The organism is Nostoc sp. (assembly GCF_036917535.1).
Lineage (GTDB): Bacteria > Cyanobacteriota > Cyanobacteriia > Cyanobacteriales > Nostocaceae > Nostoc.
On record NZ_JBALDA010000003.1, the window covers coordinates 12,162 to 33,154 of the forward strand.

Below are 20,993 nucleotides of genomic sequence, written 5' to 3' on the forward strand. Positions count from 1 at the left end.
AAGACAGTAGATGTTTTCAATCAGCAATGCTAACTTTTTGTGGCAAAAGATAAATACCCCCAGATATTAAAGTCAAAGCGACAGAAATCCAAAAAGCGGTCACAGAGGGAGTTTGCCAGACTTCAGGTAGTGGCGCAATCAGAAGTGCGATCGCCACTATTTGACTAACAGTTTTGAGTTTACCCCAAATATTTGCCCCCATAATCGTTGTTTGATTTACCCGCCAACCAGCGATCGCTAATTCCCGCGCTAAAATCAAAAACACTCCCCAAGCTGGTACTTTTCCTAGTTCAATAAAAACCATCAATGGTGCAAGTACTAGAAATTTATCCACTAAGGGATCTAGAAACTTACCCAACTCACTAATTTGGTTGAGTTTCCGCGCTAAATAGCCATCTAACCAATCCGTTAACGCCGCAACGATAAAAATCGCCAAACATATCCACCTAGCTTGAGGTGTGGGGTTGTACAATCCATAAAGCAAAAATGGTACACCCAGAAGGCGAGAGAAGGTAATCCAGTTGGGTAGAGTCACGTCGCTTTGCTCCGAATTCAAAATTCAAAATTCAAAATTCAAAATTAATAATCCCCATAAATAAATGCGGAGGGGACAAACTTACTACAACTTCTCTTTGTCTCCCCACTTTCTCCCTAAGCGTGGGAAAATCTGTTTTCTGTAGCTCTCCTAAAACAATACTATGACTGAACACCCAGACTCCCAATTCCGCATCGAACGCGATTCGATGGGCGATCGCCAAATTGCTAGTAGCGTTTATTACGGCATTCAAACACAACGGGCGATCGAAAATTTCCCTATTAGTGGCATCAAGCCTTTAGCTACTTACGTAGATGCTGGATTGATAATTAAAAAAGCTACAGCAATAGTGAATGGAGAACTAAATTGCATTCCCCAAGATATTAGTCAGGCGATTGTGCAAGCAACTGATGAAATCTTAGCTGGGAAGTTCCGTGAGCAATTTGTTGTGGATGTTTATCAGGCGGGTGCTGGAACATCCCACCACATGAATGTCAACGAAGTTCTAGCAAATCGTGCCTTAGAAATACTCGGTGAAGAAAAGGGCAATTACAAACGTGTTAGTCCCAATGACCACGTTAATTATGGGCAGTCTACCAATGATGTGATTCCTACGGCAATTCGCATTGGTGGTTTATTGGCATTATCTAAGACATTACACCCAGCGATAGATGGGGCGATCGCATCTTTAGAAAACAAAGCTGTAGAATTTCAAGATATTGTCAAATCTGGCAGAACCCATTTACAAGACGCTGTACCCGTGCGTTTGGGTGAGAATTTTCGGGCTTGGGCGCAAATTCTGACAGAACATCAAAACCGGATTTATACTGCTTCAGGAGATTTGATGGTGCTGGGTTTGGGAGGTAGTGCAGCCGGAACGGGATTAAATACTCATCCTCTGTATCGCGCCCGTGTGGTAGAAGTTCTTTCAAAATTGATTGATACTCCTTTAGAACCTGCACCCCATCTCATGGCAGCTATGCAGAGTATGGCGCCATTTGTGAATGTTTCCGGTGCTTTGCGGAATTTAGCCCAGGATTTAGCCAAAATATCTCATGATTTACGCCTGATGGATTCGGGACCAAAAACAGGCTTGAAAGAAATTCAACTGCCTCCAGTGCAACCTGGTTCCTCAATTATGCCAGGGAAATACAACCCAGTGATGGCAGAGATGACATCAATGGTGTGTTTTCAGGTGATGGGTTACGACAGTGCGATCGCTTTAGCCGCCCAAGCAGGGCAATTAGAATTAAATGTGATGATGCCACTGATTGCCTATAACCTAATTCACAGTATCGAAATTCTCGGCAATACCATCGCCGCACTTACCAAACGCTGCATTGGCAAAATTACTGCTGATCAAGAACGTTGTTTAGCATACGCCGAAGGCAGTTTAGCTTTAGTAACCGCACTTAATACCCACATCGGTTATTTAAATGCCGCAGCTGTCGCCAAAGAATCTTTAGAAACTGGTAAATCTCTGCGGCAGATTGTCCTAGAACGAGGATTGATGAGTGAAACAGACTTAGCCACAGTCTTAAATCTAGAACAAATGAGTGGTATCTTACCGCTCACAACAGAATAATAGCATCTTACAGCAGTTTTCATTTATTTGAACCACATCTGTTGTAGGTGCACAGCATTGCGGGTGTCAACTTAACGTGAAAGGCTGTCTAGAACAAGCTTTTAGAGATTGTCTCGTTGTCTGGTTAACAGTCTCCAACTGGGAACGTAATGAAAGTGCATTTCCAGCCAGAGGCTGGAAACAAGATTTTAAAGGAGTTTTTGCTTAAGTTGACATCAATGAGCATTGCTATACCAGTAGGGCATGGTCTATTTACCTGAAAATTGCTGTAATAAAGAATTGGTATTACTATCTCTTGTCCTCAGTCCGCTATCCCCTATTTATTATCCATGCAGACTCAAAAATCATCTGTTAGTCTCATTCGGGCTACATCCTACGAACGAGAGGCTTTACGGGAATCTTTAGTCACTCTCTTAGAACCTTTTAGAGGAATAGCAGCGTTTGTGAAAAAAGGCGATCGCGTTTTACTCAAACCGAATTTACTTACAGGATCGCGTCCTGGTAAAGAGTGTATCACCCGTGCCGAACTAGTTTATGAAGTTGCCCAAATGGTAATTGAGGTTGGCGGTAAGCCATTTTTGGGCGATAGTCCTGCTTTTGGCAGTGCCAAGGGCGTAGCAATAGCAAATGGCTATCTGCCTATTCTAGAAGAACTCAATCTTCCTATCATCGATTTTCACGGTCAGCGTTACCAAACCGTAAGTGACAATTTTAACCATCTGCGACTGTCTAAAGAAGCAATGGAAGCAGACGTAGTGATTAACCTACCGAAAGTTAAATCACATGCCCAGTTGACATTAACACTGGGCGTAAAAAACCTGTTTGGTTGTGTCCCCGGCAAAATGAAAGCTTGGTGGCACATGGAAGCGGGAAAAGACGCAAATAGATTTGGTGAAATGTTAGTAGAAACTGCCAGAGCGATTAACCCTGACTTAACCATATTAGATGGTATCATCGGTCATGAAGGTAATGGCCCCAGCAATGGGGAACCTCGCCAACTGGGCATTTTAGCAGCCGCATTAGATATATTTGCCTTAGATCGGGCAATGGTAGAAATCCTTAATGTTTCTCCTGAACAAGTGCCCACAGTTGCAGCTTCTCAAAGGCTAGGAGTTTGTCCAGAACTTGCTGCCATAAAGTTTCCGCATTTAAATCCTGAGTTATTAAAAATAGAAGATTGGCGGTTCCCAGACAAGTTAATGCCCATTGATTTTGGTATGCCCCGTGTAATTAAGTCTACGTTTAAGCATCTTTACACGCGATTTATCAAGGAACCAATCAGTGTTTATGGAAAGGAGTAGGGAGAAATTAATTCAAAATTCAAAATTCAAAATTGTACCCTTACAAGGAAGCAAGCTACGCGCAGCGTCTCGTAGAGAAGAAAAAGACAAGGTGATAAAGGGAGAATAACCCATGCCCCAAGCCTAATCCCCAATCCTCAATTTAGTGCAAACTTCGTTACAGCAATTTCATTTCTTAGCAGAGTAATCTGTAATTACCCTCCGATTGCTTAACCAGACCGCCCTATTATATTTAGTGGCGGTTTTTTTAACTGATTAATTTGTTATACAATTTTTCGTCTTAAATTTTAATTTATCCAAAAAGTTATACGGATTTAGAATCTGGAAATTGGGATTGGGTATTTTGTTCAGATATGAGGAAAGTTTGGTAATAACCTACTACACGTCTACGCCAGCTTCTAAAACTTTTTTACTCTACCTTTATATAGATTGACAAAATTGCCGTAATATTACGTACATTGCAAAATTTAAATTCTTAAATATTTGTTTAGTGATATCACTGAATCCATTCTCCCTTGTACAGTTGATATATCTGTATTTATTCGGTAGTTATCATTGGTTACAAAAATCATTACTACCTATTTCTTCTCTGGTGTCAAATATTTTTGTGTATAACTACCATATAACAATCAAAAGCACTGAATATCTATCAGTGCTTTTGCGGTTTTGTGTCCTGTATCACAAATTAGCAATTCCAGTAAAATGACCTTATCAAAAGCGTTGTACGATGTTATAATCATGAAGTATCAGACAAATATGTTTTGCTAATTAATCTTTAATCAGCGAAAAAATGTAACTAATGATGCTATCAAAGTTTGCTTTGCGTATGCAACCCGTTACACCATACAGGGAAACATCTGAAAATATTAATTACAAAATAAAACATGATTTGTTTGCTTGTAACTTTATATTAAGAAGTTTATGTATAAAAAGGCTACTATGACAGTTGTATAACTGGTTTAAATTGTAGAATGCTACACATTTTACAGTTTAAAAATAGCTAAACTAGCATTAATACTCTCACTTGAAGAGTAAACCTACACAGTGTTACGAAGAACTTCAATTTTGTATGAATTCAAATAGCCAGTCTGCCAATGCCGATACATATTCCCAACGTTTGGCAGACATTGTGGGAACTGCGATCGCTCTATTGACTCTTACCCTACCCGTATTTGTCATCGCCCACTATTCTTCAACTAACGTTCAAAATAACCAGCAACCTCTGATCCAAAACATACAGGGAAATCAAGATTGATCGAGCTTCCCATTCACATTTTCTCATCAGGATATCTACAAAAAAGCAGAACACTGATTTTGTAGAAAATCTCTGTAGATGTGGGTGTAGTTCATCAAGAATAAGCTAAATCTGGATTGTGTGACTCCAGATTACAGTTGTCTGAACAAAGTTAGGACAGAAATCCCTTTAACAGCAATTAAAGGCGGAGGATATCCATAATACCCTTTTGGAAAAAGCGTTGCGAAGTTTGCTCGTAACGCTTTTTCTATTTTCTGGCTAATTCAAGGAAACAGGTTACAGGTAAAAGTTTCTTCCCAGTCCCCTATGCCGTAGAACAAATACCTTGGGAAGAGATCCATATTGCCCTAAAATTCTACACGGGGAGCGAAGCTGACTGAGTACTCCCATAATTCAGTGTTATCAGAGGAGTTTTTTGTGGATTTATCTCGAATTCCTGCCCAACCAAAACCGGGTCTAATCAACGTTCTGATTGAAATTACTGGCAAAAGTAAAAATAAATACGAATACGACAAGGAACTAGAAGCTTTTGCTCTAGACCGAGTACTTTATTCCTCAGTACAATATCCTTATGATTACGGCTTTGTACCCAATACTTTGGCTGATGATGGCGATCCCCTAGATGGTATGGTCATAATTGACGAGCCGACCTTTGCCGGCTGTATTATTGCTGCGCGACCAATTGGCTTTTTGGAGATGATTGATGGTGGCGATCGCGATGAAAAAATCCTTTGTGTTCCTGACAAAGATCCGCGCTACACTCAAGTAAAATCCCTGAAAGACTTAGCACCACACCGCTTAGATGAAATTGCTGAATTTTTCCGTAGTTATAAAAATTTGGAAAAAAAGGTGACTGAAATTCTCGGTTGGCAAGATGTGGATAAAGTTGCAGCTTTAGTAGAAAAATCCGTCAAAGCTTATAGAGGATAATAGAGGAGTTAGGAGTTAAGAGTTATGAATTTTTATTCTTAACTCCTGTACAGACGCGATTAATGAGCCAGCGCGTTGCGGTGAGGGGGTCGCAGTCTTGGCGGTTACCGTCGATTGCGTTAGCGCAGCGTTAGCGACGAAGGAGCGTCACCCCCGAACCCGAAGGGGGGTTCCCCCCGTTGTAGCGACTGGCGTCGCGTCTCTACTTATAACTTTCGCTTGTTACGGTTCGCAAAAACTGCCACTAAACCCAAACCAGAATGCAGCGTACTCTCCTTTTGGCAAAAATTCATAACTGCACCCTCACAGGGGCGAATATCAACTACGTGGGTAGTATCAGCATTGATGAAATCCTTTTGGAAAAAGCTGGTATCTTACCTTATGAACAGGTGCAAGTAGTTAATAGTGCCAACGGTCAGCGCTTTATTACCTATGCGATCCCCGCTCTAGCCCATTCAGGAATCATTGAGCTAAATGGGGGTGCGGCACGTCTAGGCATTATTGGCGATCGCTTGATTATAATGACTTACGGGCAGTTCACTCCAGAAGAGTTAAAAAGTTACTCTCCTAAGGTAGTCATTGTGGACGAAAAAAACAGGCTGTTGGAAGTGCGGCGCTACGATGACCTGCTCAGTAAGGTCTAATTTCAAGGAAAATGTCAAATTTTGAGTTGTCGGATTCCCAGAGCTATATAAGAGAAAAGTCATTTACCCTGCCAAGTAGCCCAGCAGGTAAATTTATCGTGCAATTCTGGGGTGTCAGAGGTTTGATTCCCACTCCAAGTAGCAATACTAATCGTTATGGTGGTAATACCGCTTGTGTAGAAATGGATGTAGCTGGGAAACGCTTGATATTTGATGGCGGTACTGGCTTACGCACACTGGGTAAAACTTGGCAAGAATTGCAACAGCCACTAGAAGCTCATTTATTTTTTACCAACTGCCAATCGAACCGAATTCAAGGGTTTCCCTTTTTTGCTCCCGCATTTATTGGGGAAAATTGCTTCCATATTTACGGCACAGCTGCCTCAAATGGAGCCTCAATCAAACAATGCCTGTACGATCAGATGCTCCAGCCACACTTTCCTTACCCTTTACAGGTAATGCAGTCAGAATTGCAGTTTTACAATCTGACTCCAGAAAGTGACGTGAAGTTAGATGATGTCAACATTACAACTGCATTAATTAATCAAACTCAGCGGTCAGTTGGCTATCGAGTTACTTGGCAGGAATATAGTGTTGCTTACATCACAGATTTGCATCAAAATGCCGATCAAGTGGAGCGAGAGCGGATTTTACAGTTCATTCAAGGTGTTGACTTGCTGATTGCCAATGCCACTTACACTCCGCCTACATCTCACAACCATGATTCTGCTGATTTACTCTGGCAAGCTGCGGTGAATACAGCTCTGAGTGCTGGCGTTCAACGGCTAGCCATTTCTCATCATCACCCAGATGACCATGATGATTTTCTTGACCAGGTTCAAGTCGATATTAAATCTGCTTTTCCTCAAGCCATACTAGCCCATGAAGGTCTAGTATTAGCTGTTGGTAAGTGATTTATTGTTTTTCTAACTGTTACCTTTTTTCCACAGGCAACGAAGGCTGGTAAGCCAAAGACGTTTCATCAACACCGACAATGATTGATGTTATCAGTAAAACACGAGGATTGTATTAGCTATTGCGGTATTTCTACCCTTGCAGTTCATTAGCAAAATACTCTAAGACAAGCCGAGTTTTAGTTTCTTGAACACCCGTTGAGTCAAGCTTATTGTGCTTTAGATATTGCATGAACTGCTTTTGAGCCAAGAGTGCTTGCTCTGGCTGAACTCGAATGGATAACTCAAGAAGCTGTCTGCCATCAGGTATGTGCCAACGTTCACAACGAATCGGATAAATCAAACCGCCACTAAGCTTTGGTTGCCAGCGAAAAACTTGAACTGAACCAAGCACTTGCAAATTATTAAAGTGAACCTAAATCTAGTACGCAGGCTTGAGAAAATTTTTCTAGCTAAAGAACAGTCGTTCTTTCTCACGAGGCGAATCTTTGACATAAAACCGTCGTGCCCAGCTATCACTGTCTCGCAAGTACAGCTTCTTCGGTAGTGGTTGTGTTGACTTGTGAACTGTTTCGTCATGCTCTTCAACTTTGCCTCTAAATCGAAAATGCGTAAATAGTCGCATAAACTCGGTCAGGTAAATATCAGCAACTCGCTTCTCCCCTCTAATCACCATCATGTTTTCATCGTTTTGATTGGTGGAAGCTTCGCTAAAATTGGCTGACCCAGTGATCACTATCGGGTGGTCGCTTAGAGGATCGATCAGCATATATTTGGTATGCACAAATCGAACGTGCTGATTGAACCCAGTCAACTTTTCTTTCAGCCATTGTGCCCAGCCGCCCTTACCCAAATACGCTCCTGCTGCTACCCGATTTGAAGGGTTTCGATTGATGGTCTCAATTTTAGCATCCTCTTTTTCTAGCAGCAGGTATTACGACTTCAACAATTAATTTATGGTCTTCATCTGCATCCTTTTTCTCATCAACTATCACATACCCTTGTGCTTTGGTTGCAGTATCGATTGTGTCCCCCTTTTTGACCGCTTTGATGCCGCTATGTCCCTGGTCTGCATCCCAAATCTCTTGATAAATATTGCCCATCTGACAATTTCTTTAATAGTGAAGTTAAACCTTTTTCTTATCTTCAACGTTAAACTGAATTAGCTATCTTGCCAAAAAACTTAATACCTACGATAAATATAAAATTTTAATTTTGTCATAATTTTCTTGGTTGACTAGTAGTAACTTCATTTATTGGTCATGGAGCAAAACAGTTCCGTTAGCAAAAGCGGGACGTTTAGCCCGTTCCAAGTGCTGAGTAAAGAAGTGAGATTGCCAACTCAGCACTCGGCACTACTACTCCCCCACTCCCCACTATGTGCTTTAGGCACATCTTTGGGGAATACTACTAATGTCCACTAATATCCCCAGTTGTTAACTAACTTGAGGAATATTTAACTATGTCTATTGAGCAACTCCAGCCTGCAACTCAACAACAAGCTAGTGTTTACTTACCTTATGTTCAGGGCGCTAGGCGCAATTTCTTACCCTATGCTATCAGTCTTTATCAAAAAGGGGTTTTGGAGGGACATCGGAAGATCGAAGCCAGCGAACATGTCCCCTTTGTCGCCTCCTGGAATGTTGCTACTTTACCCTCAGACTTAACCCGTTGCCGAATCCAGTTTGATGGCAATGCTGACCTAAGTTATGAACTGATGATGGCTAGTTTCGAGTTTATTAATTTTTTAATTGAACTTATGGACAACTATAAACGTTATCGTGTGACCGATTTTTCACAACCCTTTTATCGCAAGCTACTGCGTATAGATGATTGATTAAACTCAGCCGGATTTGCAAAAGTCCGGCTTATATTTAAAATTACACTAATAGTTTGTCAATTTTAAATTGATTGTTACACTTGGCAAACCTGGGATATCAGACTGGAAATCAAAGACCGTGGGAGTTAAATTACCATTGGGATTACTATATCGTTCCCCATATCCACTCACTTCAAAAGTACCTTGATACTTCTTTCCGGTATCTGGGTCTGTGACAGTACCAGTGTAAAAGGCTTTTGTGAGATTAAATTTATCTCGAACTACTCCTTGAAATGTGGTTCCTGGCAATTGTCCCTGGTAGAGAAAGGCAGTCAACTGACCACCAGAAAGAATCGGTGATGTAAAAACACCATCAAACGAGACAATCGGAATACCTTTAAAGTCAACAAAGTAATGCAGACTTCCATCAGAACGTGTATCTACCTTTAAATAATCTGACTGGTATACAGGAACATAATTAGGATTATTATTAGTACCCAAGTTCCGGTAATAAGTTCCAGTGTCATCCGTATCAATACGAGTAATACTGTTATTGAAATTGGGATTATTTCTGGGAAGTTCGATAGTTCATGATAATGTGCCAGTGCTTTCAATTGTGATGAATTGAGCGGCAAAAGCACTTGCTCCACTGATAGCGATCGCTCTTTGCACCAATGCCATCCTAGAGAGTGCGATAGCTCACATTTTATTTGGTGTTGTTCCAAGAAATCCAAAAGGAAAAAGTCAGCACCGACACCACCAATGAAAATAGCACGTGGCGCAACTACACCGCGCCACGTGCTTATGACAGTTGCGTAATTCCTGATTGAGAGGATGTTTTAAAAGGGTCGAACGGCAAAATTATACCTTTTGGGACTTTTAAAACATCCTCTAAGCATATTGCTGCAATCTATTAAGAGGTAGATCGAGAATCACTCCTGAATTTGGAGAATAACTGATATCTAGAGAAACACTAGCTTTTATCGTTTGAGGACCACCAATTATAGGAGTTGTAGTACCGATTGCAAACGCCCTATCTGCTGTTAGATTAGACACCAGAGGAGATGGTCTAGGATTGTCATCTGAGTTAATATCAATCTTAATAATCTCTCCAGGGGTTAACTTCAAGGTACTAAAAACAGACTGAGCCTGAGCTTGGGCATCTTTAACAGCTTCCCTGAGAACTTGCAGACGTGCCTGCTGCAATGCTTTGTCTGAAGCAGTGAAGCTGATATTATCTATTACATTTGCGCCTGCTTGGATCGCTTTGTCAATTGCTGCCCCAGCTTGATTTGTTGGTAACTCAAACTCAAGTGTGTTGATGCCTTCAAAGCCGGTTAGGGTTTGAGTGTTATTTTCATAGCTATAGACAGGATTTAGTTGAATAGATGTAGTTTGAAGTTCTTGCGCCCCAAGCTTTCGCAGCACATTAACTACCGCTGTTGAACGATGAGCAACTGTTTGTTGAACTTCATTTGCGGTTTTTCCCTGTACTTTAATCCCCAATTGCACCTCAGTTAAAGTTGTGGTAACGTTGACCTCTCCTTGACCAGTAACTTCCAATATCTGAGCAGTGTTTGGTGTAGTGCTACCAATCAGGGGATCGGCGATCGCAAGACCCAAATTTCCCACACCTATGAGATTATCAGTAGCCGAACCGAGAGTCCCTACTGAATTTGGAGAATAACCGATATCTAGAGAAACACTAGCTTCTATTGTCTGAGGACCACCAATTATAGGAGTTGTAGCTGTTGCAAACGCTCTATCTGCTGTTAGATTAGACACCAGAGGAGATGGTCTAGGATTGTCATCTGAGTTAATATCAATCTTAATAATCTTTCCAGGGGTTAACTGCAAAGTACTAAAAACAGCTTGAGCCTGAGCTTGGGCATCTTTAACAGCTTCGCTGAGAACTTGCAGACGTGCCTGCTGCAATGCTTTGTCTGAGGCAGTGAAGCTGATATTGTCTATTACATTTGCGCCTGCTTGGATAGCTTTGTCAATTGCTGCCCCAGCTCGATTTGTTGGTAACTCAAACTCAAGTGTGTTGATGCCTTCAAAGCCAGTTAGGGTTTGAGTATTATTTTCATCGCTATAGACAGGATTTAATTGAATAGATGTAGTTTGAAGTTCTTGCGCCCCAAGCTTTCGCAGCACATTAACTACCGCTGTTGAACGTTGAGCAGTTGCTTGTTGAACTTCGGTTGCAGTTTTTCCCTGTACTTTAACCTCCAATTGCACCTCAGTTAAAGTCGTGGCAACGCTGACCTCTCCTTGACCAGTAACTTCCAATATCTGAGCAGTGTTTGGTGTAGTGCTACCAATCAGGGGATCGGCGATCGCAACACCTAAATTTCCCACACCCGTGAGATTGGCTGTGTTAGCCATCTTATTCTCCTTGCTTAAATGATGTTTGATATCTGTTGATGTTTTAATCTTAAAGGATGTCTGAAAAGTAAACCGCCTTGATCACCAATACATACTAGATAAAAAACGCTCTCGCATTCCCCAGCCAAAATCTGATAATTTGACAACTCTAGGGTCGTCAGAAAACCCCATTCCACCAAGAAAGAGCAATTCCGTACTACTTACCGTGGATTACAAAGCGATATACCCCTTGGATAAAAAACCGCAATTTTTATCAATCAAAATTTATGACTTTTAACGTTCCCTCTCCAACTCGAAAGCGACCCACTCAAGCAATAGGAGCCAAAATTTTCCACTCTTGTAACATCATTAGTGTATTTATCATGCTCACCAGTGGACTACAAATTTACAACGCCAACCCTGTTTTTGGTGGACGTGCAGGTTTGCACATTCCTTTAATATTTACTTTAGGAGGTTGGCTGGCAGGAGGTAGACACTGGCATTTTGCTACAATGTGGCTATTTTCGCTGAATCTGTTGTGGTATGGAATTTACATTTTAATTACCCGACGCTGGCGACATCGCTTTGTCGGTGCTAATGATTTCAAAGCATTACAAAAAACTCAAAATTCCCAACGCCTAATTTATGCTTGGCATCGGATTGTTTATACAGCAATTATTCCTATCTTGCTGCTGGCATTATTTACAGGAATAGGAATGTATAAACCTGCTCAATTTCCCTGGATTGTGGATTTATTCGGCGATTGGCAAGCATTACGAATTGTTCACTTTGCCTCAGTGCCCATGATTATCTTAGTTGTAGTGATTCACTCAGGGTTAGGGCGTAAAGCTGGTGGTACTGAATTAATAGAATCAATGTTTTGGTAAACAATACTTTTTTAAACTAAAAAAATGAACTTTTTTGATAAATTGAATCGTAATATCTTAAATAATCAAAGCTTACTATTTGTCGGACTCGATCCAAATCCAGAGATGATGCCTGAGCGTTATGAATCTGAAGAACTGATCGCTGGTTTGGAAAAGTGGTTACAATTCATTATTGCGGAAACTTCTAATTTCGTTTGTGCTTATAAACCGACATTTGGCTTTTACGAAGCGTTAGGTATTCCTGGTTTAGAACTGCTGTATAAAACTTTAGCAGCTATTCCAGCCCACATTCCAGTGATTTTAGATGCCAAACACAGTGACTTAAATACTAGTACTATCTTTGCCCAGACTGTGTTTACAAAATGGCAGGTGGATGCAATCACTCTCAGTCCCTATACAGGACAAGATCACGTAGCACCTTTTTTAGTCTATCCTGATAAAGCAGCGTTTATTTTATGCTGTACTTCTAATCCAGGTGCAGAAACTTTACAGCAGTATCCTACAAACGAATCACCCCTTTATTTACAGGTAGTAAAAGAATCCAAAACCTGGGGAACTCCAGAACAATTGGGTTTGGAAGTAGGAACTACAAATTCTGAAGTTTTAGCACTTATTCGAGCAGTTGCACCTGAACGAATTATTATTGCGCGTAGTATCTGGGCGGAGGGTCAAAATCTGAAGCAAATTTTAGAAGCTGGCATGAATAGTAATGGTGATGGTTTACTGATTCCTGTTCCTCAAGATATGTTGGGAAATGCACAATTATCAGAGGAAGTCCAGTCTTTACGTACAGAAATTAATCAAATCAAAACTGAAATTATTCACGAAAATTCTACTTGTTCTGTGTGGTTTCCTGATGTTTGTTTTCTAAATCAGCATCCCCATCAAGATTTGATTTTACAACTTTATGATATTGACTGCATTATGTTTGGCAGCTTTGTCCAAGCATCAGGAGCTATATTTCCTTATTACATCGATTTACGCAAAATTATTTCTAATCCCCAACTTTTTAATCAAGTTCTCACAGCTTATGAGGATATTTTGAAGAACCTGAATTTTGATAGATTAGCAGGCATTCCCTATGGTTCTTTACCTACTGCGACTGGTTTAGCTTTGCGCCTTCATTGTCCGATGATTTTCCCGCGTAAAGAGGTGAAAGCACACGGAACTCGGAGAGTAATTGAGGGTAATTTTCATACTGGTGAAACAGTTGTAGTGGTTGACGATATTCTGATTAGCGGCAAAAGTGTCATGGAAGGAGCAGGAAAGTTGGAATCAGCTGGATTAAAGGTTAATGATATTGTGGTATTTATCGATCATGAACAGGGGGTAAAAGATAGGTTACAGCAAAATGGTTATCGCAGTCATGCGGTTTTAACTATTTCAGAAATTACTAATACTCTCTATCAAGCAGGACGAATAAATGAGGAGCAATTTTTAGCTTTCACTGAAAGTTAGTAATTAGAATAATGGGGAGTAGGGAATGGAAAATTAGGGAAAAACGCGATGAATCGTGTCTGTACTAGGGAAAAATTTTATTAGACCTGTTGCAAAAATCCTTGAATCACCCCTCCCCAACCCTCCCCGTATGTATTGGGGAGGGGGCAAGATTTCAAGTTTCCCCCCTTTAAAAGGGGGGATTAAGGTGGGTATATTCGACTTATGCAAGAGGTCTATTGTCTACTTCCTGTTGAGCAGATTTGATTATTCGGTTAAATCTAGTAAATAGAATAATTTTCGCTTTGAAATTAATTATGAATTTTTCACTGAATCAATTACTTAGATGGTTAATTTTTACACTGTTATTTCCTCTAGGATTTCTCAATGTTTGGCTAGCATTTTTACTGATTAAAAACTTTCAACCTGTTGTAACAATTCTTGTATTGGCTACCTTGCTTGCATTCATTTTAAACTATCCTGTTTCGATTCTCCAACAGCGGAGAGTTAAACGCAGCTATGCAGTAGCATTAGTTTTTATATTAGCATTGGTAATTGTTGTGGCTTTGGGTATCACTTTAATGCCCATTGTTTTAGAGCAATTTAATGAAATGGTTAAAGTCTTTCCCCAATGGATTGATTCTAGCGAAGAAAAGCTTCAGATTGTAAATGATTGGTTTTTTAGGCACAAATTAAATGTGAATTTCAGTCAGTTATTAGCAAGAATTAATGACCAATTACCAAATGAGATAGAGTTTATTTCAGATAAACTTTTAAGCATTATTATAGATACAATTGATAGTATTTCTGAGGCATTAATCACAGTAGTACTAACTTTTTACTTATTGTTAGATGGACCAAGAATTTGGGAGGTAATATTTAAGAAGTTACCTGGAAATATTGCCCAGCAGATAAGCCAATCTATTCAGCAAAACTTCCAAAATTACTTAATAGGTCAGGGAACTTTGGCTTTGCTTATGGGTGTTTCAATAACATTATTATTTTTAGGTTTTCAAGTCCAGTTTGGTTTACTCTTTGGTTTGGGAGTTGGGCTTTTGAGCTTAATTCCCTTTGGTGATGTTGTCAGTCTTGTTTTAATAACTTTAATAATAGCGTCACATGACTTTTGGCTAGCAGCTAAGGTTTTGGCAGTAGCTGTTGTCATCGATCAGGTAATCGATCAGGCGATCGCACCACGTTTATTAGGTAAATTTACTGGCATTAGACCAATATGGGTATTAATTGCTTTGCTTATAGGAACCAATGTTGGCGGAGTTTTGGGTTTACTAGTTGCGGTACCTGTAGCTGGTTTTATCAAAGATGTAGCAGATGGGTTTTCTAAATCTGTTAATTCTGATAACGTGGGTGAGGGTGAAGCAGCATCAGAATTGTTGGTAGAAAAATCAATATCGCAATGAGTTGTGGATAAAAATTGCCATCTCTACCGTTAACGGGAAGTTGCAATGGTGTCATTTAGGTCGTATTCACTCAAGTCAACAACATATTCACTAGTATTTTAGGTTTTATGGCAAGCGATCGCTATCTTTATTGTTGCTTGTATAGACGCAAAGCGACTTGTCGTCAGACATCGCTTTCGAGTATTTTAAGTTTTTATAACAAGCAATAATTAGATAAAACTGATTAAAAGAATTTTAAGTAATTTCTTTAACTATTCTTTAAACTTAATAAACTACTAATCAGTTTAGGCAAGCCACTACAGCAGGGATTTGAATGCTCAGATAATTCATTACGTTCTATCTGCTTTGCCATCTTCTCAGCACGTTGAATCGCTTGTTCAGTTAACGATTTCAGTGGTTTTGGATACAAGCACATTGATTTGTCGTAGTCTGGTATATGCATTTCAAGCAAATTAACTAACCTATCACGAGTGATTTGTGCAAAATGGTCTTGAAAGTGAATTAGATACCAGAGTTCAAAACAAGGATTTGTAATTGCCAGATTAATCTTTTGGTTTTTAGCTCGATTTATTGCACTTTGCCAATTTGCCAGACTTTTTTCAATATGCTCATCTCCGTCAAAGACAGCCCAAGCCTCATCTTTTTCACTCCACTGTTGGGTATTTTTCTTCTGTTGTCGTTCTTCGATGAGTCGTTCAATAATGCTACGTGGATCAGTTTTGTTTTGATGAGGCAATACAATAATATCTAAAATTGATGAACGTAATTCATTGCGAATACTATTGAAATAAATTGGTTCTGTTTTACTTCCTTCACAAGCAATTAGTATTTTCTGAGCAATATTCCTGCTAGGTGGGCGGCGATTTAACTTTCTTGGCACTGCTCATTACCCTGTAAAATTATTTCCTCTTCAGATGGGAGAAACGGAACGGCTCCAAAACGACCATCTAAATATGCTTTGTCAATCGCTAAATCATTTCGCACATGGAAATCAGTCAGGGGATACAACTCAGTGCTTTGATCGTCTCGCTTTTGTGTAAACCAAATTTGGTCGCGTCGTAACAAGTTGTTTCTTTGTAACGTGTTATCATGACTTGTCAAAATCAGTTGAGCGTTTCTTGGATTTGTTTTAGGATTTTGAAATATTCTGATAATACTTCTTACAATATTAGGATGAATATTTGTGCCTAATTCATCAACAATTATCAGTCCGCCTATATTCAAACATGCTACTATGCGGAATGCTAAGTAGAATAAACGCTGAGTACCAAGAGACTCTTCATCGAAAAGCCACTGTATTTCGTTACCGTCATGAGTGTTATGCACAGCGTATATATTATAATCAGCCTGAGCATCAGATTTCTTTTTTAACTCTATTCTAGACAGTCCCGTGTCAAATTTGTGTACAATATTTAATGCTTGTTTAAGTAATTCATTGAATAGATAAGTACTAGTATTTTGTATAACCGTAATTGAAACATGGTCAAAATCTTCGCTTCCCAAGCTAATTCCGCGCCATCCAGTTTTTAACCAGTTTAGAAAAGACTCAATTCTATCTACTTTTAATTTTACTAATGTACTAATAAATAACTCAGTTTCTCTAATATTATCCTGAAGTTGATTATGTGCTCCAGCAAAATCATCACCGATTTTCCATATAAACTTTTTGTTACTCTCATCCCATTGACGATGAAATAAACGGCGTGGACGCTTAGTTGTATTTAAAGCATAGTCTAAGTTTTCTGAGATTATATTATTTTGATTAATTATTAGTGAATAAGTATAGATATTATTATCAAACAAAGTTCTTAGTTCAAATTTTGTAGATTTTTCAGCAGAGATCATATCTAACTTGAAAGGATCTAATTTTGCATATTTCAATATTTTCTGGAATGTGACTACTTGCTGTGTGCCATAAGCTATTATGAGCAATAAATAATCCAGAGCTTGGATAACATTACTCTTACCTGACGCGTTAGCTCCAAAAATTGCTAGAACAGGTAAAAGCTCAATGTCCCAACCTTCAACATGATATCCAGGTGCAATTTCATGATCTGACTTCACCCGTTTGCGTTTGCTGTTTTGGCTTGTCTGACGATCGCTTTGTTTTTGAGCAACCGCACTTAGGGTTACAGGTTCTTTAATTGAGCGGTAGTTTTCAACCGTAAAATCTACAAGCATAATTCAACGCCCACAAGGCAGTTTTTTGTGATTTATTCACGTAAATCTTATCTTAAAGGCAGGCAAATCTCCACTTTTACCACAACACATCACACGAACTAGTAGCTAGATTACACTGTAATACACGCGGTAATCCAGAACTCACCACAAGATTTAGATCGACAATAGCAATATAAGAAGTCTAACCAAGGCAGGTATGGGGCAATGGTGCGATTAAAACTGTGGCAGTGGGTTGTTTTAGCAATTCCGATCGCGTTTATCATCATTTTCTTACTGGTGTCTGCTGGTTCACAAATTCATGCGTGGGGCATTAATTGGATTTGGGGTGTATTCACCGTTTTATTTGTTGGTTGGCGTTGGCTGCTAGTCAAATGGACTCAACCAGCTGTTAACCAAGTAGAAGCTGTATTAACTCAAGTCCGTGAAGAACTGGAATCGACAGCAGAGGATACAGTAGGGCTACCTGTGGGAAGTGACACCACAAAGCTTGCAGAAGCCGCCCTTGAAGAAATTCTCCAAGCAGCACAAAGTGATCGCCCGATTTGGGAAGACTGGCAAACTTTTTGGACGCGATGTCAGGATTTAGTAGTAGCGATCGCTCATATCTACAATCCTCAGATTCAATATCCCCTGCTGAATATTTACGTCCCCCAAGCTTACGGGCTGATTCGCGGAACGGTGGATGACATGGATCGGTGGATGCAAAAATTATCCCCAATCCTCAATCAGGTAACGGTTGGACAAGCATACCAAGGATATGAGGTCTACCGGAAGTTGGAACCATCGGCTCGGAAATTCTGGAAAGTTTGGAACTGGGCACAGTGGATCTTAAATCCGGTGGCGGCGGTGGCAAAACAAGCCAGTCAGGGTTTCAGTAACCAAGCAACTCAGCAATTATTGGGGAATTTGAGCCAGTTATTCCGGGAAGCTGCCCTGAGAAACTTATGTCAACAAGCGATCGCTCTCTACGGACGTAGCCCAGTTCCAGCAACCGTAGCTTCCACACCAACTTTACCCAAGGCAAAAACCCAAACACTCCGAGAAATCTTGACTCAAGCCCAACCAGCCGAGGCAGTTGAGCAAAAACCCGTGAATATTCTGCTGGTGGGGCGCACAGGGTCGGGAAAAAGTAGTCTGATTAACACCCTATTTCAGGCGGATCTCGCAGCCGTTGATGTTTTACCCAGTACTGATCGCATTCAGAATTATCAATGGCAGACTCAAAGTGGGGAAACCCTAACGCTTTGGGATACACCTGGTTATGAACAAGTCAACCGTGCCAAGCTACGAAATTTGGTGCTTGATTATGCCATCAATGCAGATTTGCTGCTGTTAGCTACCCCTGCTCTCGATCCTGCCCTGCAAATGGATGTGGACTTTTTGCAAGACATCAAAGCAGAAATTGCAGATTTACCTGCAATCGTGATCGTCACCCAGGTAGATCGGCTGCGTCCTATCCGCGAATGGCAACCGCCTTATAATTGGGAATGGGGCGATCGCGCCAAAGAAATTGCCATTCGCGAAGCCACTGAGTATCGGGCAAAACTGTTAGGAAACTTTTGTAATCTAGTTTTACCTGTGGTTACAGGTGACAGCAAAACAAGACGAACCGCTTGGGGAGTGGAGGCGCTATCGTTGGGATTAGTGGATGCGATCGCACCTACCAAGCAACTCCGTCTCGCCCGCTTTTTGCGTAATCTAGAAGCCCGCATCGTCGCTGCTGCTAAAATCATCGACCACTACACCTTCCAAATGACGACAACACAAGGATTAACGGCATTGCTCAAAAGTCCCGTCCTTCAGTTTGTTTCTACGCTCTCAACCGGATCTCCAGCCCTAGCATATATGCTGGCGGAGCAAATTCCTGTCGAACAGTTGCCGATTGTGATTGGCAAACTGCAAATGGGATATGAACTTTTCTCGCTCTTGAACCCCAACTCGCTCAACTTTGAATTGCTATCCCTTTGGCCGCTACTGCTGGAAAACTCCGCTTCACCCGATCGCAACGCTTGGGCATTTGGTCACGCTCTAGTAGAATATTGGACTCAGAATCTAACGGTTAAACAACTCGGGCAACGATTTGAGTATTATCTGTCGATCACCAAATAATTTGCCTGCGATCAGCAATGTCTACGAAAGATTGTGATGCATCTTCGATTCTCTTGCAAATACTACGCCTAAGTTATGTGCTGTGGGAAGAAAATAAACTGCCAATTTTAGCATTGGAAGTTGTTTCCCAAATATATCGAGAAGAATATAATATCAAGAAAGAATTTTATGCCAAAGAATTAGGAATTTTATACTACGTTGTGTATAGTCCCCTTCGGCGTAAAAAGTCGCCTTTGGAAGTGTATCGCTTAGTTGATGGGGAATATATCTTAATGTCAGGAAATCCTGTTTGGCTACCAGAAATTGGTTTAGGAATTGGGCGAGAACGGGGAATTTATCAAGGTATAGTGCGGGAGTGGCTATACTGGTATGACGAAGAAGGGCAAAGATTGCTAACACCAGAAGAACGCATCAGGGAAGCCGAAGAACACACAGCTTTTGAAGAACAGCGACGGGTGGAAGCAGAACAAAAAGTGAAAATGTTAATTGAAAGGTTGAATGCGCTAGGTGTCGATCCAGAGAGTTTGTTATAGATTTCCAAATTTTGTAATTTTCGCTGCTTTAATGTTAATTAGCTTCTTAGCTAGGGAATTATATCTATATAGCAACTAATAGCTTGACGGTACAAATCGTCATGACTGGTTGTTCAATAAATATATTTACCAAAACTTGTATCAAAAATATGGAAGTAAAATTAGGATTTGGAGCAGTCCCAAAACCTCAATATGTCTTTGTCAGTAAAGAATCCGATCACTATTGGTATATGCTTGCTGAAGATGAAAAACGCGTCCCAATTTATGAGAGAGCTTTGACTGGGGTAATTACAGGGATAGAAGTTAATAAAAGGGTTGAAAATACATTCGGAGAAGTTATCAGAACAGATTTAAATGTTTTGGCAGATAAACCTTATATTATCCGCTCAGGAAGCGATACCTATTTCAGTAAAGGCTTATTGCTGTCTTTAGATATTCTTACTTTTGAACAACTGCGTTATCCACTTACTATTGCCGTTAGTCCTGGAGATAAAAAAGTAGTATTCTGTAATATTTACGATCCAGTCAATTATCGTTCTATAGGTGTTAGTTGGGATGGACATAAGGAATTAGACTGGCAAACTTTAGGGCAAAAAGTAAGTTTAAAAGTTAATAAAATTTACAATTTTAATCCAGATAAAAATCAATCTCAATCAGAAATAATCAACAATATAAAAACGATTAAATCCCGTGATGTTTTTATAGCTCAAAGTGACACATATTTAGCCCAACTACATTGGACTCCAGAGCAGGGAAGGGATTATTTGCAGCAGAAATATGGCAAGCGATCGCGTCTACAACTTACTGATACAGAAATTATGGAATTTATTGATTACCTAAAGCTACAACTAAGCCAAAACTGCCCAATTTAGCTTCTATTGTGTGAGCTTTAAATAATTACGATCACTTTTAGTCTAAATCTTCTTCGGAAAGCGCAGCATCTTTCATAATGCTTTTCAAAGTTCCAATCGGGAAATCTCAATTATAGCAATCGCCAAGAGAGTTAGGACATATAATGTAAACAGTCTGCGTTCAAAAGGTAATTGAATTGCGTTATGGCAAAAGCCTACAGTTATGA

General features: G+C 40.1%; 20 protein-coding genes and 1 pseudogene. 13 read left to right on the forward strand and 8 right to left on the reverse strand.

Going from position 1 to position 20,993, the window contains the following annotated elements; genetic code table 11:
* Positions 1 to 16 precede the first annotated feature (16 nt).
* Positions 17 to 535: a CDP-diacylglycerol--glycerol-3-phosphate 3-phosphatidyltransferase gene (pgsA, locus tag V7K56_RS00585; RefSeq protein WP_334906573.1), complete on the reverse strand. Its 519-nt coding sequence runs from the start codon at positions 533 to 535 to the stop codon at positions 17 to 19.
* Between the two features lie 163 nt (positions 536 to 698).
* Here pgsA and V7K56_RS00590 point away from each other — a divergent pair, with 163 nt between their 5' ends.
* The 6 genes from V7K56_RS00590 (at position 699) to V7K56_RS00615 (ending at position 7,164) form a co-directional block, all read left to right on the forward strand.
* On the forward strand, positions 699 to 2,120 hold the full coding sequence (locus V7K56_RS00590; RefSeq protein ID WP_334906575.1) for an aspartate ammonia-lyase: 1,422 nt from the start codon (positions 699 to 701) through the stop codon (positions 2,118 to 2,120).
* 329 nt (positions 2,121 to 2,449) lie between these two features.
* Positions 2,450 to 3,421, forward strand: a complete 972-nt coding sequence (locus V7K56_RS00595; protein ID WP_334906577.1) for a DUF362 domain-containing protein — start codon at positions 2,450 to 2,452, stop codon at positions 3,419 to 3,421.
* A 1,069-nt stretch (positions 3,422 to 4,490) separates the two neighbouring features.
* On the forward strand, positions 4,491 to 4,676 hold the full coding sequence (locus V7K56_RS00600; protein ID WP_094349221.1) for a hypothetical protein: 186 nt from the start codon (positions 4,491 to 4,493) through the stop codon (positions 4,674 to 4,676).
* A gap of 417 nt (positions 4,677 to 5,093) precedes the next feature.
* Positions 5,094 to 5,606 carry an inorganic diphosphatase gene (locus V7K56_RS00605; protein ID WP_334906579.1) on the forward strand — a complete coding sequence of 171 codons (513 nt, stop codon included), beginning with the start codon at positions 5,094 to 5,096 and terminating at the stop codon, positions 5,604 to 5,606.
* A gap of 260 nt (positions 5,607 to 5,866) precedes the next feature.
* Positions 5,867 to 6,250, forward strand: a complete 384-nt coding sequence (gene panD / locus V7K56_RS00610; protein ID WP_334906581.1) for an aspartate 1-decarboxylase — start codon at positions 5,867 to 5,869, stop codon at positions 6,248 to 6,250.
* An 11-nt stretch (positions 6,251 to 6,261) separates the two neighbouring features.
* Complete coding sequence (locus V7K56_RS00615) at positions 6,262 to 7,164, forward strand: MBL fold metallo-hydrolase (RefSeq protein ID WP_334906583.1); 903 nt, start codon at positions 6,262 to 6,264, stop codon at positions 7,162 to 7,164.
* A gap of 133 nt (positions 7,165 to 7,297) precedes the next feature.
* Here V7K56_RS00615 and V7K56_RS00620 read toward each other — a convergent pair whose 3' ends face one another.
* The 3 genes from V7K56_RS00620 to V7K56_RS00630 are packed head-to-tail and all read right to left on the reverse strand — an operon-like array spanning position 7,298 to position 8,267.
* The gene (locus V7K56_RS00620; protein WP_334906585.1) at positions 7,298 to 7,558 is read right to left on the reverse strand and encodes a hypothetical protein; all 261 of its coding nucleotides are present in this window, start codon (positions 7,556 to 7,558) and stop codon (positions 7,298 to 7,300) included.
* 54 nt (positions 7,559 to 7,612) lie between these two features.
* A complete protein-coding gene (locus tag V7K56_RS00625; RefSeq protein WP_334906587.1) occupies positions 7,613 to 8,017 on the reverse strand; it encodes a phospholipase D-like domain-containing protein in 405 nt (134 codons plus the stop codon).
* A 52-nt stretch (positions 8,018 to 8,069) separates the two neighbouring features.
* Positions 8,070 to 8,267, reverse strand: coding sequence for a hypothetical protein (locus V7K56_RS00630; protein WP_334906589.1), 198 nt, complete (start codon positions 8,265 to 8,267; stop codon positions 8,070 to 8,072).
* 359 nt (positions 8,268 to 8,626) lie between these two features.
* On the opposite strand from V7K56_RS00630, the gene ebsA reads away from it, so the two are divergent.
* A complete protein-coding gene (ebsA, locus tag V7K56_RS00635; RefSeq protein WP_104905290.1) occupies positions 8,627 to 9,001 on the forward strand; it encodes a type IV pilus biogenesis protein EbsA in 375 nt (124 codons plus the stop codon).
* Between the two features lie 48 nt (positions 9,002 to 9,049).
* Here ebsA and V7K56_RS00640 read toward each other — a convergent pair whose 3' ends face one another.
* The gene (locus V7K56_RS00640; protein ID WP_334906591.1) at positions 9,050 to 9,484 is read right to left on the reverse strand and encodes a hypothetical protein; all 435 of its coding nucleotides are present in this window, start codon (positions 9,482 to 9,484) and stop codon (positions 9,050 to 9,052) included.
* 390 nt (positions 9,485 to 9,874) lie between these two features.
* Entirely contained in the window at positions 9,875 to 11,371 is a 1,497-nt protein-coding gene (locus V7K56_RS00645) for an SIMPL domain-containing protein (protein WP_334906593.1), read from the reverse strand.
* A 266-nt stretch (positions 11,372 to 11,637) separates the two neighbouring features.
* On the opposite strand from V7K56_RS00645, the gene V7K56_RS00650 reads away from it, so the two are divergent.
* The 3 genes from V7K56_RS00650 to V7K56_RS00660 all read left to right on the forward strand — a co-directional run bounded on the left by V7K56_RS00650 (position 11,638) and on the right by V7K56_RS00660 (position 15,092).
* Positions 11,638 to 12,237 carry a cytochrome b/b6 domain-containing protein gene (locus tag V7K56_RS00650; RefSeq protein ID WP_334906595.1) on the forward strand — a complete coding sequence of 200 codons (600 nt, stop codon included), beginning with the start codon at positions 11,638 to 11,640 and terminating at the stop codon, positions 12,235 to 12,237.
* 24 nt (positions 12,238 to 12,261) lie between these two features.
* Positions 12,262 to 13,695 carry a bifunctional orotidine-5'-phosphate decarboxylase/orotate phosphoribosyltransferase gene (locus V7K56_RS00655; protein WP_334906597.1) on the forward strand — a complete coding sequence of 478 codons (1,434 nt, stop codon included), beginning with the start codon at positions 12,262 to 12,264 and terminating at the stop codon, positions 13,693 to 13,695.
* Between the two features lie 296 nt (positions 13,696 to 13,991).
* Complete coding sequence (locus V7K56_RS00660; protein ID WP_334906608.1) at positions 13,992 to 15,092, forward strand: AI-2E family transporter; 1,101 nt, start codon at positions 13,992 to 13,994, stop codon at positions 15,090 to 15,092.
* Positions 15,093 to 15,339: 247 nt separating this feature from the next.
* Here V7K56_RS00660 and V7K56_RS00665 read toward each other — a convergent pair whose 3' ends face one another.
* Positions 15,340 to 15,972, reverse strand: coding sequence for an RloB family protein (locus V7K56_RS00665; protein WP_334906599.1), 633 nt, complete (start codon positions 15,970 to 15,972; stop codon positions 15,340 to 15,342).
* On the reverse strand, positions 15,957 to 17,273 hold the full coding sequence (locus tag V7K56_RS00670) for an AAA family ATPase (RefSeq protein ID WP_334906601.1): 1,317 nt from the start codon (positions 17,271 to 17,273) through the stop codon (positions 15,957 to 15,959). The genes V7K56_RS00665 and V7K56_RS00670 overlap by 16 nt, the downstream gene beginning before the upstream one ends.
* A gap of 204 nt (positions 17,274 to 17,477) precedes the next feature.
* Between V7K56_RS00670 and V7K56_RS00675 the strand changes: the two genes are divergently transcribed.
* The 3 genes and pseudogenes from V7K56_RS00675 (at position 17,478) to V7K56_RS00685 (ending at position 20,787) form a co-directional block, all read left to right on the forward strand.
* Positions 17,478 to 19,382 (forward strand): GTPase family protein, encoded by a 1,905-nt coding sequence (locus V7K56_RS00675; RefSeq protein WP_334906603.1) that lies wholly within the window; start codon positions 17,478 to 17,480, stop codon positions 19,380 to 19,382.
* A gap of 62 nt (positions 19,383 to 19,444) precedes the next feature.
* A pseudogene (locus V7K56_RS00680) lies at positions 19,445 to 19,915 on the forward strand (Uma2 family endonuclease); the annotation flags it as partial.
* A gap of 149 nt (positions 19,916 to 20,064) precedes the next feature.
* Positions 20,065 to 20,787 carry a hypothetical protein gene (locus V7K56_RS00685; protein ID WP_334906605.1) on the forward strand — a complete coding sequence of 241 codons (723 nt, stop codon included), beginning with the start codon at positions 20,065 to 20,067 and terminating at the stop codon, positions 20,785 to 20,787.
* Positions 20,788 to 20,993: the final 206 nt, after the last annotated feature.